A 14,139-nucleotide genomic window follows, 5' to 3' on the forward strand; every position below is an offset into this window, starting at 1 on the left:
GTACGGCCTCCTAGAGCCAGCCCTTGACGGTTTCGATCAGTGCGGCCGGGTCGGGGCCGACGGGTGTGACGTTGAGCATGGTGACGCCCGCCGCGCGGAAGGCCTCGACACGTTCGCGGACGTGGCCTTCGGGTCCGCAGAGGGACATGAGCTCGCAGAACTCGTCCGGGACGGCGGCCTCGGCCTCCTTCTTCTTCCCGGCCAGGTAGAGCTCCTGGATGAGCGCGGCCTCTTTCTCGTAGCCGTACGCGACCGCGAGGTCGTTGTAGAAGTTCTTCCCCTTCGCGCCCATGCCGCCCACGTAGAGGGCGATCCGGGGTCGCGCGAGGTCCCGTAGGGCCGCCGCGTCGTCGCCGATGGCCAGCAGTCCCCCGGCGACGGTTTGCAGCGGTCCGAGGGCCGGGTCGCGCTTCTCCTTGCCGGCGGCGAGCGCGGCGCCCCACACCTCGTGCGCCTTCTCCGGGATGAAGAGGGTGGGCAGCCAGCCGTCGGCGATCTCGGCGGTCATGCGGACGTTGGCGGGGCCCAGGGAGGCGACGTACAGCGGCACTTCGGGGCGCACCGGCCTCGTGAGGATCTTCAGGGGCTTGCCGAGCCTGCCGCCCTTCTCCGGAGGCAGCGGCATGTCGGTGATGCCGTGGTGGTCGATGACCTCGCGGCGCAGGATGCGGCGGGTCAGCTCGATGGTCTCGCGGGTGCGGCCGAGCGGCTTGTCGTACGCCTTGCCGTGCCAGCCCTCGACGACCTGCGGGCCCGAGGCGCCGAGGCCGATGATCGCGCGTCCGCCGGAGACCGCGTCGAGCCCCGCGGCGGTCTGGGCGATGAGGGCGGGGGTGCGGGAGTAGACGTTGAGGATGGCGGCGCCGATCCTCATGCGCTGTGTGCGCGCCGCGAGGTAGCCCATGATCGTGGGCGAGTCGAAGCCGTACGCCTCCGCGACCCACACGGCGTCCAGGCCCGTGGATTCCAGGGCGGCGATGCCGTCGGTGCCCTCGCGCGGGTCGCCCGCGTAGGCGAGCGGGACCGAGATCTCCATCAGTGGTCTTCCTCTCCCTTGCCCGGTGCGGCCGTCAGATCCGGTACGTCCCAGTCGCGGGCCACCTCGGCGGTGTCGGCGCCGGGCTGCGCGGGGCCGGTGCGGACCCGCGTCGGGGTGGCGGAGAAGCGGGGCGCGGGGGCGGGCTGGGTGATGCCGCCGTGGTCGACGAAGGTGCCGCGCGCGGCGAGGTGCGGGTGGGCGGGGGCCTCGCGCAGGGAGAGGACGGGCGCCACGCACGCGTCGGAGTCCTCGAAGAGGGCCGTCCACTCGTCGCGCGTACGTTCCCTGAAGCGGGCGGCGACCGCCTCGCGCAGTTCGTCCCAGCGGGCCAGGTCCTTGCGGGCGGGTGCCACGTCGGCGAGGCCAAGGAGGGTGATGAACTCGTCGTAGAACTGCTGCTCCAGGGAGCCGACGGCCATGTAGCCGCCGTCGGCGGTCTCGTAGGTGCCGTAGAATGGGCAGCCGCCGTCGAGGAGGTTGGCGCCGCGGCGGTCCTGCCAGCCGCCGGCCGCGAGCATGCCGTGGATCATCGCGGAGAGGTGGGCCGCGCCGTCGACGATCGCGGCGTCCACGACCTGTCCGGCGCCGTGCACGCGCGCGTGGTGGAGCGCGGCGAGGATGCCGACGACGAGGTAGAGCGAGCCGCCCGCGTAGTCGCCGACGAGGTTCGCGGGGATCGCGGGCGGCTCGTCGGCGTTGCCGATCATGCCGAGGGTGCCGGTGACGGCGATGTACGCGATGTCGTGCCCGGCGCGCTGCGCGAGCGGCCCCTCCTGGCCCCAGCCGGTCATCCGGCCGTAGACGAGCGCGGGGTTGCGAGCCTGGCAGGCGTCGGGGCCGACGCCGAGGCGCTCGGCCACGCCCGGCCGGTACCCCTCGATGAGGACGTCGGCGCGCTCGACCAGGTCGAGGACGCGGGCCGCGCCGCCGTCGGCCTTCAGGTCGATGACGACGGAGCGTTTGTTGCGGTTCGTCACGTCGTAGTGGGGGTCGATCGCGAGGCCGCCGCCGCGGGGGCGGTCGACGCGCACGACGTCCGCGCCGAGATCGGCCAGCAGCATGGCCGCGAACGGGCCGGGCCCGATGCCCGCCAGCTCCACCACGCGCACTCCGGCGAGCGGTCCGTGAACGCCCTTGTCCGGCACTGCCATTGAGCCCCCAGCGCTATGAACCGGCTATGACACAACTGATGTAACACCAGTGATGCTAAGAACGTGTTCCACTCTGCACAAGCCCCTGGCGAGCAAGCGCTTAGCGCGCACGCTAGCCTCGGCCACTCACGACCGCACGGGGGCGTACAGCGGAGAGGTGTCATGACCAGTCAGCACGGCGAGATCGACGCGACCGGCGGGGCCGGCGGGAACGACGGGACGGGCGGGAAGACGGACCGCACCTACGACATCGTGCTCTTCGGAGCGACCGGCTTCGTGGGGATGCTCACCGCCGAGTACCTCGCCTCACACGCCCCCGAGGGGTTGCGGTGGGCCATCGCGGGGCGCGACACGGGGAAGCTGGAGCGGCTGCGCGAGCGCCTGGCCTCGCTCGATCCCGCCTGCGCCGAACTGCCCCTGGTGCGCGCCGATTCGGCCGACCCGGACTCCCTGCGGGAGATGGCCGCCCACGCGCGCGTGGTCGCCACGACCGTCGGTCCCTACCTGACGTACGGGCAGGAACTCGTCGCCGCGTGCGCGGAGGCGGGCACCGACTACGTGGACCTGACGGGCGAGCCCGAGTTCGTCGACCTCATGTATGTGCGGCACGACACGCGCGCGCGGGAGACCGGCGCCCGCCTCGTGCACGCCTGCGGCTTCGACTCGGTCCCGCACGACCTGGGGGCGTACTTCACCGTGCAGCAGCTGCCCGAGGGGGTGCCGCTGCGCGTCGACGGTTTCGTGCGGACCAACGGGCAGTTCTCCGGCGGCACGTTCGCCTCCGCGCTCAACCAGTTCGCGCGGGCGCCGCAGATGCTGGCCGCCGCGAAGGAGCGGCGCCGCCGCGAACCCCGCCCGGCGGACCGCAAGGCGTACGCCCCGCCGAGCGCGCCCAGGTACGCGGGTGAGGTGGGCGCGTGGGCGCTGCCGTTGCCGACGATCGACCCGCAGGTGGTGCAGCGCTCGGCGCGGGCCCTGGAGCGGTACGGGCCCGACTTCCGCTACCGGCACTACGCGGCCGTGAAGACGCTGCCGGTCGCGCTGGGCGCACCGGTGGCCCTCGGCGGTCTGCTGGCGGCCGCCCAACTGCCGCCCGCGCGACGGTGGTTGTCGGGCCGGCTCAAGCCCGGCGACGGGCCGAGCCAGGAGCGGCGGGCCAGGACGTGGTTCTCGGTGCGGTTCGTCGGCGAGGGCGCCGGCACGCGCGTCTTCACCGAGGTCTCGGGCGGCGACCCCGGGTACGACGAGACGGCGAAGATCCTCGCCGAGTCGGCGCTCTGCCTCGCGCTGGACACCCTGCCGCCGTCCGCGGGGCAGGTGACGACCGCCGTGGCGATGGGCGACGCGCTGCTCGCGCGGCTGCGGGCGGCGGGGATCTCGTTCCGGGTCGCCGCGGTGCGGTAGTACGGCGCGCGAAGATGCCCCGCACGTTCGCGTGCGGGGCATCCATCGGCAGGTCAGACCACCGGCACCGGGTAGGTCGGGTACTCCACCCCGGAGACGTACTGGACGACCCGGATGACCTGGCACGAGTAGCCGAACTCGTTGTCGTACCAGAGGTAGAGGATCGCGTTGTCGCCGTCGACCTTGGTGGCGCCGGCGTCGACGATCGAGGCGTGGCGCGAGCCGATGAAGTCGTTGGAGACCGCGTCGGGGGCGCTGGTGAAGTCGATCTGACGCTTGAGCGGCGAGGTCAGCGACACGTTGCGGAGGTAGTCGAGGACCTCCTCGCGGGTCGTCTCGCGGCCGAGCCGCAGGCTGAGGATGGCGATCGAGACGTCCGGCACCGGCACGCGGATCGAGCTGCCCGTGATCGGCGCCTTCAGGTCCGGCAGCGCCTTGGCGACGGCGGAGGCGGCACCGGTCTCCGTGATGACCATGTTGAGCGGCGCGGAGCGGCCGCGGCGGTCGGCCTTGTGGTAATTGTCCAGCAGGTTCTGGTCGTTGGTGAACGAGTGGACGGTCTCCACATGGCCGCGCACCACGCCGTACTCGTCCGCCATCGCCTTGAGCGGCGGCACGATCGCGTTGGTGGTGCAGGAGGCGCAGGACAGGATCTGCTCGTCCGGCTTGATCGTGTCGTGGTTGACGCCGTGCACGATGTTCGGGACGTCGCCCTTGCCCGGGGCGGTCAGGACGACCTTGTCAATGCCGGGGCGCAGGTGCTGCGAGAGGCCCTCGCGGTCCCGCCACTTGCCGGTGTTGTCGATGAGGATGGCGTCCTTGATGCCGTACGCCGTGTAGTCGACCTCGGAGGGGTCGTTGGCGTAGATCACCTTGATCTCGTTGCCGTTGGCGACGATCGTGCTGTTCGCCTCGTCGACGGTGATCGTGCCCTGGAACTGGCCGTGGATCGAGTCGCGGCGCAGCAGCGAAGCGCGCTTGACGAGATCCTCGGCGGCCCGCCCCCCGCCCCCGCGGACGACGACGGCACGCAGTCGCAGGCCGTTGCCGGAGCCCGCCTTCTCGATGAGCAGGCGGGCGACGAGGCGGCCGATGCGGCCGAAGCCGTAGAGGACGACGTCGCGGCCCTCGCGGCACTCGATCTTGTTGTCGCCGGTGGCGCCCGCGACGGCCTCGGCGGTGAACTCCTCGACGCTCAGACCGCGGTCGTCGCTGCGGTACGTCGCGGCGAGCATGCCGATGTCGATCTGCGAGGGGCCGAGGTCGAGCGTGGTGAGGGCCCGCAGGAACGGCAGCGTCTCGGTGACCGAGAGCTCCGCGCCCGCGATCTGCCGGGCGAATCGGTGGGTCTTCAGGATGCTGACCACCGACTTGTTCACCAAGGAGCGGCTGTGCAGCAGGACCGTCACGTCCCGCTCGCGGTGCAGCTTCCCGATGATCGGGATCATCGACTCCGCGATCTCCTCGCGGTGCTTCCAATTGGTGAACGAGTCGTCATTGACAGTCACAGAAGTATCTTTCGAGCTAGGCGGCGCTCATATGCTAACCCGCCCCTCATTTGATCGTTCAACCCGGTGGCTCACACCCCGGTCGCCTCCCGCAGGGCCGCGCGGCACAGGGCGTCCGCGCGCCGCGTGGACTCCGGGAGGCGGTAGCGGGGCGTCAGGCGCAGCACGTGCGCGCAGGCGTTGGCGAGGCTCACCCGGTGGCCGACCGAGACGAAGACCGGCTTCACGCCCTCCCGAGTGCGCAGCGCGCGGCCCACCTCTTCGGCGCCGTCCAGGAGCGGCGCCCCGCTGCCCCGCGCGGCGGCCGGGGCCTCGTACGAGAAGGTGAAGGGGTTCTTGGCGACGCCCAGCGTGGGCAGCCCGGTGAGCACGCCGAGGTGGCTCGCGAGGCCGAAGCGGCGCGGGTGGGCGATGCCGTAGCCGTCGCAGACGACCAGGCCGGGGTCGGTCCGCAGGCCGGCGAGTGCGGCGCGGACCGCCGGGATCTCGCGGAACGCCAGCAGGCCCGGCACATAGGGGAACGCCACCATGCCGACCGCCGTCGACTCCTCGACCACGTCGAGCGTCGCGGCGTCCAGGACGACGACGGCCGCGGCGACGATGTCCCGCTCGTCGTCGTAGGCGACGTCCACCCCGGTCACGTGTCCCGTGCCGGGCGGTGGGCCCTCCTCGTCGAGGACGACGCGGGTACGCAGTTCGTCCTGGACGGCGCGTGCCGTCCGCTCGTCGGTGGGCCAGTCGGGGGGCGATGTGTGGCTGATCATGGTGCGGGCCAGCCTAGTTGGGCGCCGACGGGGTGCGGCGACCGGCGGAGGCGGCCCGGATGTCCGGCATTAAAGACGCGTAAAGATTGCCGGAACCAGGCAATGTCAGGTCTTTCACCGCCGTGCCAGGATCGCTCCGTACCGAGGTGAACGGCATGACGGGGGAAGTGATCCGATGACGGTGTTTCTGGTTCTCGGCATCGCGGGGATCGTGCTCCTGGCGCTCTCGCTCGTCCTCGACGGGGTGCTCGACGGCGTCCTCGGCGGGGCGGGCGCGCCGGACGGGCTCTTCGACGGGCTCCTCTCGCTGCCGGTCGTCGCCGGGTTCGTGTCCATGCTCGGCTTCGGCGGGGCGCTCGTGCTCGGCACCACCGGCCTCGGCGCGGGCCCCGCCACCGTCGCGGGAGCCTGCGCCGGGACCGGCGCGGCCTTGCTGACGTGGAAGTTCACCCGCGCCCTGATGCGTGACCAGACCGCGCGCACCCCGCGCGGCGACGACCTCGTGGGCACCCCGGGGTCCGTGGTCACCGCGATCCCGGCCGACGGCTACGGCGAAGTGCTGCTGCACCTCGCGGGCCAGCGCGTGAAGTTCGCGGCCCGCAGCTCCGTCGCCGTGGCGCGGGGCACCGAGATCTGGGTCGACGCGGCCCTCTCGCCGACCTCGGTGACCGTGCGGCCCGTGGAGCGCTGACCCGGCGCACGCCCACCGGCCGCCCGTACACCACCCATCACGAAACCGATCTGCCGTCCCCGGGCGGCAGGGGGGAACGCACCATGAGCCCAGTCCTGATCTCCGTCGTCGGAGTCGTCGTACTCCTCGTCCTGTCGGCGCTCGTCGTCATCACGCGCTACAAGGTCGCCGGGCCCAGCGAGGCCTTCATCGTGACCGGCCGGCGCGGCAAGAAGTCCACCGACCCGGACACCGGCCGGGTCATGACCGACAACAGCGGCCAGAAGGTCGTGGTCGGCGGCGGCGTGTTCGTCGTGCCGTTCGTGCAGCAGAAGTTCACCCTCGACCTGTCGTCGCGGCACATTCCGATCGCCGTGCGCGGCGCGGTCACGCTGCGCGGTGTAAAGGCGAACCTCGAAGGCGTCGCCATCGTGAAGGTCGGCGGCACCGAGGACTCGATACGGGCCGCGGCGCAGCGGTTCCTGGTGCAGCAGGACGGCATCGTCGGCTTCACCCAGGAGGTGCTGTCGGGCGCGCTGCGCTCCATCGTGGGGCGGATGTCGGTCGAGGACATCATCCGGGACCGTGCCGCGTTCGCCGGGCAGGTCGCCGAGGAGGCCGAGGCCAGCCTCTCCGGGCAGGGCCTGGTCCTTGACGCCTTCCAGATCCAGGACATCACCACCGAGGGCTCCTACCTGGAGGACCTGGGGCGGCCCGAGGCGGCCCGCGCCAGGCAGGAGGCGGACATCGCCGAGGCGGTGGCGCGGCGCGCCGCCGAGCAGGCGCGGCTGAAGGCCGAGGAGGAGATCGCGGTCGCCCAGCGGACGTTCGCGCTCAAGCAGGCCGAGATCAAGGCCGAGACGGACGAGGCCGCGGCCCGCGCCGCCGCCGCGGGTCCCCTCGCCGAGGCGGCCCGCAGGCAGGACGTCCTGTCCGAGCAGGAGAAGGTGGCCCAGCGCCAGGCCGCCCTGACCGACCGCGAGCTGGACACCAAGGTCCGCAAGCCCGCCGACGCCGCGCGCTACCAGGCCGAGCAGGAGGCGGAGGCCCGCAGGATCGGCCTGGTCAAGCAGGCCGAGGCCGACGCGGAGCGGGCCCGGCTCACCGGTGAGGGCGAGAAGGCGCACCGCGCGGCGCTCGCCGACGCCGTGCGCCTGGAGGGTGAGGCGGAGGCCGCCGCCATCGGCGCGAAGGGGGCCGCCGAGGCGGAGGCGATGCACAAGAAGGCCGACGCGTTCACGCGGTACGGCGACGCCGCCGTCCTTCAGATGCTCGTCGAGGTCCTGCCGAGTGTCGTCGCCAAGGCGTCGGAGCCGCTCAGCGCGGTGGACAAGATGACGGTGATCTCCACGGACGGAGCGGGCCGGCTCTCGCGCACGGTCGCCGACAACGTCGCCCAGGGCGTCGAGCTCCTCAACTCCACCACGGGGGTCGACCTCGCGGAGCTCCTGAAGAACCTCACCGGAGCCAAGGCGTCGGCCCCGGCCCCGGCTCCCGCGCCCGTCAACGGCCGGATCGAAGTGACCGACTAGGGGCCGTCACGCCCCCGTGCGCCGCATCACGAGCGCCAGGGTGTCGTCCTGGTGCAGCACGTCACCGAGCAGGTCCGCGGCCAGCAGGCCGGGGACCTGCTCGGTCGGCCGTGCGCGGTGCCGGCACAGGGCCTCCTTGAGGCGGGCCTCGCCCGCGATGGGGTCCCGGCGGCTCTCGGTGAGGCCGTCCGTGTACAGGAGCAGGACGTCGTCGGGGGCCATGGTGGTGGTCAGGACGCGGTCGCTGCCGGGCAGCGGAAAACCGATGCCGCGCCCGCGCACCTCCAGGTAGGTCGCGCTGCCGTCGCCGTGGGCGAGCAGGGCCGGGGGGTGGCTGCCGTTGGCCAGGGAGAGGGTGCCGTCGACCGGGTCGAGGCGGGCGAGGAGCAGGGTCGCCATGACGTTCTGGTCGAAGGGGGCCAGGATGGTGTCGGTCCGCGCGACGATGCTCTCCAGCGGGTGGCCTTCGAGAGCGAGGGTGCGCACCGCGTGGGTGACGGTCAGCGCGGTGCGGGTGCTGGTGATGCCGTGGCCGATCGCGTCGACGACGGTGATGTGGACGGTGCCGTCCGGCAGGGTGAACCAGTCGTACAGGTCACCGCCGGTGGGGGCGTCGTCGCTTGCGGGGGCGTAGTGCACGGCGAGTTCCAGGCCCTCGACGTGCAAGGGTCTCGGGCGCAGCGCGTCCTCCAGGGCGCGCAGGGTGCGGCCGTGCGCCGTGCGCAGCTGTTCGTCGCGCTCTTCGAGCTGTACGTAGAGGGCGAGGACCCCGCTGTTCGTCTCGGCCAGCTCGTGCTTGAGCCGCTGGTGTTCGTCGGCGAGGGCGTCCGCGCGCGCCAGCGCGGCCCTGAGCTCCTCCTCGAGCAGGGCGATGTCGGTCTCGCCGTGCTGCGCCGCCGGGGTGGGGGCGGCCGGGGGCGACTGCCGTCCGGCGTGGGGCGCCCCGTGTCCGTACGGACCGGTGGACGGCAGGGGCAGGTTCCATACGAAGGTGCCGTCCGGCTCGGTCATCGCGCGCAGCGGCAGGCGGTCCGTCGCCACCTGCGCGCCGGTGCTCTGGGGCGGCAGGCGCAGGGCGAGGGTCAGCCGGTGGGCGCCGTCCTCGCCCGTCTCGCGTCCGCTCAGCAGCGTGACCGGGCTGCCGCCGCCGAGGGTCGGGGCGGCGACCTCGCTCAGCGACAGGACGAGGCGTGCCCGGTCGTCGGCCGGCAGCCGGTGTCCCAGGGCGATGCTTCGTACGGTGTGCCGCAGGGCCTTGAGCGTACGGAAGGTTTCGCGGGTCATCTCATTCCCAGGTGCGGGCCGAGGGCCAGGATGGTGGCGTCGTCACGACGGCGGCGGTGGGTGTGGGCCAGGGAGGCCGCAAGGAGCACCGGGGGCAGTGTGAGGCGCGCGTCGGTGGGGGCGTGGGTCCACCGGTGGTCGATGCCGTCGGTGTACAGGACCACGGTGGTGTGTGCGGAGACGTCCACGAACCGGCTCCTGGGCGTGGGGAGGTTGTAGCCGACGATGCCGGCGTGCCCGGTGAACTGGTGGTGGACGCCTTGGGGGGACAAGGTCGTGGCGCGGACGTTGCCGATGCCGCAGAACTCGGCCCGGCCGCCGGATATGCGCAGTACGGCGACGGCGGCGCCGCGGGTGTGCCGCAGCGCCTTGTGCAGTGCGGCGACGATCTCCACCAGGGGGGCGGTGGGGTTCGCCAGGAAGGTGCGTTCGGCGCGCTGGGCGGCCGTGGCGGCCTCGGGGCCGTGACCGAGCCCGTCGATCATCAGCGCGGTCCTGGCGCCGTCGTGTTCGGCGACCGCGTATCCGTCGCCGCTGTCCCGCTCGCCGTCGGCGGGCAGGCAGAGCGCGCCGGGGGCGCCCGGGGCTCGGGACGCGTCCGGCTCGGCGAGGCGGGCGTGGGCGAGCGTGCCGAGTCCGGCTTCCGAGCGGATGGTGAAGTCGGTGGCGATGCGGCGCGCGGCGCCGAGACCCGCTCCTATCGTCTTGGTGGTGCTGTAGCCGTCCCTGAGGCTCAGGGCGACGTCGGGCATGCCGGGGCCGCTGTCGACGGCGACGATGTCCATGCCGCCGCGCAGCGGCGAGCGCTGGACGAACAGGGCGCCGTTCCTGGCGTGCTTGACGATGTTGCTGGCCAGCTCGCTGGCGAGGACGGCCGCCTGGTCGGGCAGCGCTCCCGGCATGCCGTGCGCGACCGACCTGGCCTGGTCGGCCGCGCTCTGCACCGCGCTGGGGTGGTCTATGGCGATGTGCAGGGTGCGTGCCGCCACGTCTGTGTTCACCGTCGTCCGTTCCAGCGCACGGCGGTGATCGTCGTCCCCTGGCCCGGCGCGGTCTCCACCTTGAACTCGTCCATGAGGCGGCGGGCGCCGCCAAGACCGTGGCCGAGCCCTGCCCCGGTGGTGTACCCGTCGATGAACGCCTGGTCGAGGTCGGCGATGCCCGGCCCCTGGTCGGTCACCGAGAGCCGCAGCCCGCGCCGGCCGCCCTGCCCGATGATCTCCAGGGTGACGGAGCCGCCGCCGCCGTGGACGTAGGCGTTGCGGGCCAGCTCGCTGGCGGCCGTGACGATGCGCGTCTGGTCGACGAGCCCGAAGCCGGCCCGCAGCGTCGCTTCGCGCACCGCGTGCCGCACCGCGAGCAGGTCCTCCTCGGCCCGGATGACGTGCTCGCTGCGGACGGGCTCGGCCTCGGTACGGGTCTGGGCGGGGACGGTGTGCGTTTCTTCGAGGTCACCGTAGAGGGACACCACGGCTCCCCTTGGCTGACGGGTCAGGCTGCCAGCCCAGTGCGATCATCCCCTGCTCCGCGTTGAGGGTGGTCTCGACACCGGACAGCTGAAGCCCCAGTTCCACCAGGGTGATCGCGACCGCGGGACGCATGCCGGCCACTATCACCCGGGCTCCGAGCAGTCGCGCCGTGGTCGTCAGCTCCATCAGCGTACGGGCCACGAACGAGTCGATGATCTCCAGGCGGGAGATGTCGATGAGGATCGCGCGCGCCCGGTCGGCGACGATGCGCTGCGTCAGCTCCTCGGTGAAGGCGATCGCCGCCCGGTCGTCGAGCTCGTTGAGCAGGCCGGTGACCAGCACGTCACCGAGCCGCAGAATCGGTACGCCGCTCAAGGCGCCGCTCACCGCGCACCCGCGAACGAGGCCCGCTGCTCCGGCTGGTCCGTCACCATCGGGATGGCGGCGGCGAGGGCGTCGGCCAGTGTCGCGCGGGTCAGGATGGGCGACAGGTCGATGCCGAGCTGCGCGATGATCTGGGCGATCGGCGGGCGGATGCCGCTGATCACACAGTCGGCGCCCATCAGCCGCACGGCGTTGACGGTCTGCATGAGGTGGTGCGCCACCGCGGTGTCCACCGTGGGGACGCCGGTGATGTCGATGATGGCGACCTGCGCCTCGTCCCGCTCGATGGCCTCCAGGAGGTTCTCCATCACGACCTGGGTGCGGGTCGTGTCGAGCGTCCCGATCAGCGGGACGGCGAGGACCCGGTCCCAGATGCGCACCACGGGCGTGGAGACCTCCAGGAGCTGGCGGCTCTGGCGCCGGATGATCTCCTCGCGGCCCTCGACGAAGGTCTCGAAGGAGATGGCGCCCGCGGTGTCGAGCAGGCGGTTGATGAACAGGGCGGCCTGGTAGAGGGCGGTGACGTCCCGCGTGTCCTGCTGCACCGCTTCGAGGAGCGCTTCCTTCAGCGCCAGCACGGCCATGTAGGTGGCCGTGGCAGTGGCGCCTCCTCGGGCGCGGCGCAGCGAGAGGTCCGTCACAGCCTGCCGCAGACTGCGGTGCGAGGCCACCACGTCCTGGACGGGACAGTCCGTCTCCAGGCCGGCGAGCAGTGTCGCGACCAGGGAATCGGCTTCCTCGTTCAGTTCGTCCTCGGTGATGCCTGTCTGAAGGACCGCCTGTTCCGACTGAAGCTGCACCCAGCGATCGGCCACTTTCTCCCCCTGCTCACGCAGGGCGGCAATGACGCGCAACCGGGCCTCGGGCTCACTGGTGTTCATGCCATCCACCTTAGCAATTGTTGTCGCACGGCAAATATTAACCGAGTTCGACGATCTTCCCGCAGGCAGAGGCTACGTCGCGTCAACTACGCGGACCAGCAGCACCGTTGTCGCCGCGACCGGGCCACGACCGTCTGCGAGTACCTTGATTCGCCGGATGTAAACCCACGCGATCAGGGGAACATCCGCCGGTCGCTCGACACTCCGTCCCCCTCCCCCCGCCGCGGTCAGGCGGACTCCGCCGCGCGGCCGCCCGCCGGGCCGGGCCGGGGCGCCGTGGACTCCACCGATCTGTGGAAACCGCTCAATCCCTCGACCAGGGCGGAGCGCTCCGCGGGCCGCATCTCCGAGATGGCTTCGAGCAGCGCACTCTCCCGGCGGGCCCGCAGTTCGTTGAGGTAATTTTCTCCCCGGCTCGACAAGCGCAGTTCGAGCTCGCGGCGACTGGCTGAACTGAGGGACCGCTCGATGAAGCCCAGGGCATGGAGGCGGTCACACATACGACTCACGGAGGACGGCGCCGACCCCAGGTACTCACCGAGGGCGCGGAGGTTGATCCCCCGCGCACCGTCGAGGGCGTAGAGCACGCGCAGTTGCGACGACGACACCGGTGCCGTCGTGGTGATGTCCCTGCCCCTGCTCCACAGCACCTCGAGCAGCTCGATGACTTCCCGGGCAGCATGCGCGGCCGCATCTCGGCTGCCTCCGGCGGAAGTTTCGGAATCCATGCCCTCAACTGTGACACTTCGCAATGATCCTGTCAGTCGCTGAGACATGGCAGGCCGACGGCTCCTTCGCAAGCTTCTCCCGTGTTTTCGCAGGCTCTTCCCATATCAGGAACGACCCGAACAGGAACAGGTGGTATCCGACAAGTGGACAGACTCACGGCCGTGGAACGTGCGCTGCGCAGATCCGCACCGCACGCTCTCATCGAAGCAGTGCGGGACGCGCTCGCCGTTCACTACGCAGCCGACTCCGTGGAACTGCTCATGGCCGACTACGCGATGACCATACTCCAACCGGTCAGCGCCCTTCCGGAGACCGCGGCACCCGTGCCGGTCCACACCGGTGCGCCCGGCCGCGCGTTCGGCTCCCAGGAACCCCGTGTGGTGAGGGACACACAGGACGGCCCCGCCACCGTCCACCTCCCCGTCACCGTGCGCGGGGACCGCATCGGCATCCTGAGCGTGCGGCTGCCCGCCGAGGCCTGCGATCCCGCGACCGTCCGCGAACTCGCCGAGGCCGCCGAGGTGCTGGCCCACGAGATCGTCGTCGCGGACCGCGACACCGACCTCTACCTCCAGGCGCGGCGGGCCGACCGGCTCACCCTCGCCGCCGAGATGCAGTGGCAGTTGCTGCCCGGCTGCTCCAGCTCCCGTCCGGAGTACGACATCGGGGCCCAGCTCGAACCGGCGTACGCCATCCACGGCGACAACTTCGACTGGTCGGCCTCGGCCGACCAGCTCACCCTCACCGTCACCAACGGCATGGGCGAAGGCATCCAGGCCGCCCTGCTCACCAACCTCGCGGTCAACGCGCTGCGCAACGCCCGGCGCGCCGGACTCTCCCTCGCCGACCAGGCCTGCCTGGCCGACCAGGCCGTCTACGGCCACTTCCAGGGCGCGCTCCACCTCTCCATGCTGCTCCTGCGCTTCGATCTCACCACGGGCGACGTGGAGATCATCGACGCGGGGTCGCCGCGGATGTGGCGGATGCGCGACGGAAAACCGGAGCCCATCGAACTCGACGCACAGCTGCCGCTCGGCATGTCCGAGGACACCCCCTACAGCACGGAGCACTTCCGGATCCTGCCGGGCGACCGGCTCCTGTTCGTCAGTGACGGCGTCTACGACACGGCGTCGCCGACGGGCGAGCGGTACATCGAGCGCGCGCTGACCCGGGCGATGACGAGCACCCGCCTCCTGCCGCCCTCGCAGGTCCCGCGCGCGGTGCTCAACGAGCTCTCGGGATACCGCGGGCCGATCGACACCGACGACGACGCGATGATCGTGTGCCTCGACTGGCGCGGTCGCGGCTGAGCACCGTCGCACCG

General features: G+C 71.9%; 14 protein-coding genes. 4 read left to right on the forward strand and 10 right to left on the reverse strand.

Annotation, left to right across the window (positions count from 1 at the left end):
* Nucleotides 1-10: 10 nt before the first annotated feature.
* Both ACZ4Z4_RS08140 and ACZ4Z4_RS08145 read right to left on the reverse strand, forming a co-directional pair.
* The gene (locus tag ACZ4Z4_RS08140) at nt 11-1,036 is read right to left on the reverse strand and encodes an LLM class F420-dependent oxidoreductase (protein ID WP_468323851.1); all 1,026 of its coding nucleotides are present in this window, start codon (nt 1,034-1,036) and stop codon (nt 11-13) included.
* On the reverse strand, nt 1,036-2,190 hold the full coding sequence (locus ACZ4Z4_RS08145) for a CaiB/BaiF CoA transferase family protein (protein WP_468323853.1): 1,155 nt from the start codon (nt 2,188-2,190) through the stop codon (nt 1,036-1,038). Before ACZ4Z4_RS08145 ends, ACZ4Z4_RS08140 begins: the two co-directional genes overlap by 1 nt.
* A gap of 162 nt (nt 2,191-2,352) precedes the next feature.
* Between ACZ4Z4_RS08145 and ACZ4Z4_RS08150 the strand changes: the two genes are divergently transcribed.
* Nucleotides 2,353-3,594 carry a saccharopine dehydrogenase family protein gene (locus ACZ4Z4_RS08150; RefSeq protein ID WP_468323856.1) on the forward strand — a complete coding sequence of 414 codons (1,242 nt, stop codon included), beginning with the start codon at nt 2,353-2,355 and terminating at the stop codon, nt 3,592-3,594.
* A 53-nt stretch (nt 3,595-3,647) separates the two neighbouring features.
* Here the strand turns inward: ACZ4Z4_RS08150 and ACZ4Z4_RS08155 are convergent, their stop codons facing one another.
* On the reverse strand, nt 3,648-5,102 hold the full coding sequence (locus ACZ4Z4_RS08155; protein WP_468323859.1) for a glyceraldehyde-3-phosphate dehydrogenase: 1,455 nt from the start codon (nt 5,100-5,102) through the stop codon (nt 3,648-3,650).
* 71 nt (nt 5,103-5,173) lie between these two features.
* Nucleotides 5,174-5,866: an endonuclease V gene (locus ACZ4Z4_RS08160; RefSeq protein ID WP_468323862.1), complete on the reverse strand. Its 693-nt coding sequence runs from the start codon at nt 5,864-5,866 to the stop codon at nt 5,174-5,176.
* A 175-nt stretch (nt 5,867-6,041) separates the two neighbouring features.
* On the opposite strand from ACZ4Z4_RS08160, the gene ACZ4Z4_RS08165 reads away from it, so the two are divergent.
* Both ACZ4Z4_RS08165 and ACZ4Z4_RS08170 read left to right on the forward strand, forming a co-directional pair.
* Nucleotides 6,042-6,557 (forward strand): hypothetical protein, encoded by a 516-nt coding sequence (locus tag ACZ4Z4_RS08165; protein WP_468323864.1) that lies wholly within the window; start codon nt 6,042-6,044, stop codon nt 6,555-6,557.
* An 83-nt stretch (nt 6,558-6,640) separates the two neighbouring features.
* Complete coding sequence (locus ACZ4Z4_RS08170; protein ID WP_468323867.1) at nt 6,641-8,068, forward strand: flotillin family protein; 1,428 nt, start codon at nt 6,641-6,643, stop codon at nt 8,066-8,068.
* A 6-nt stretch (nt 8,069-8,074) separates the two neighbouring features.
* Here the strand turns inward: ACZ4Z4_RS08170 and ACZ4Z4_RS08175 are convergent, their stop codons facing one another.
* The 6 genes from ACZ4Z4_RS08175 to ACZ4Z4_RS08200 all read right to left on the reverse strand — a co-directional run bounded on the left by ACZ4Z4_RS08175 (nt 8,075) and on the right by ACZ4Z4_RS08200 (nt 12,814).
* Entirely contained in the window at nt 8,075-9,352 is a 1,278-nt protein-coding gene (locus ACZ4Z4_RS08175; protein WP_468323869.1) for a PP2C family protein-serine/threonine phosphatase, read from the reverse strand.
* A complete protein-coding gene (locus ACZ4Z4_RS08180) occupies nt 9,349-10,341 on the reverse strand; it encodes a SpoIIE family protein phosphatase (protein WP_468323871.1) in 993 nt (330 codons plus the stop codon). The genes ACZ4Z4_RS08175 and ACZ4Z4_RS08180 overlap by 4 nt, the downstream gene beginning before the upstream one ends.
* 8 nt (nt 10,342-10,349) lie before the next feature.
* A complete protein-coding gene (locus tag ACZ4Z4_RS08185) occupies nt 10,350-10,733 on the reverse strand; it encodes an anti-sigma regulatory factor (RefSeq protein WP_468324190.1) in 384 nt (127 codons plus the stop codon).
* A 70-nt stretch (nt 10,734-10,803) separates the two neighbouring features.
* Complete coding sequence (locus ACZ4Z4_RS08190) at nt 10,804-11,196, reverse strand: STAS domain-containing protein (protein ID WP_468323874.1); 393 nt, start codon at nt 11,194-11,196, stop codon at nt 10,804-10,806.
* Between the two features lie 8 nt (nt 11,197-11,204).
* Nucleotides 11,205-12,086: an STAS domain-containing protein gene (locus ACZ4Z4_RS08195; RefSeq protein ID WP_468323876.1), complete on the reverse strand. Its 882-nt coding sequence runs from the start codon at nt 12,084-12,086 to the stop codon at nt 11,205-11,207.
* A 227-nt stretch (nt 12,087-12,313) separates the two neighbouring features.
* Complete coding sequence (locus ACZ4Z4_RS08200) at nt 12,314-12,814, reverse strand: MarR family winged helix-turn-helix transcriptional regulator (protein ID WP_468323879.1); 501 nt, start codon at nt 12,812-12,814, stop codon at nt 12,314-12,316.
* Between the two features lie 144 nt (nt 12,815-12,958).
* Between ACZ4Z4_RS08200 and ACZ4Z4_RS08205 the strand changes: the two genes are divergently transcribed.
* On the forward strand, nt 12,959-14,125 hold the full coding sequence (locus ACZ4Z4_RS08205) for a PP2C family protein-serine/threonine phosphatase (protein ID WP_468323881.1): 1,167 nt from the start codon (nt 12,959-12,961) through the stop codon (nt 14,123-14,125).
* The last annotated feature ends 14 nt before the right edge of the window (nt 14,126-14,139 follow it).

The organism is Streptomyces sp. NPDC030245 (genome assembly GCF_055572995.1).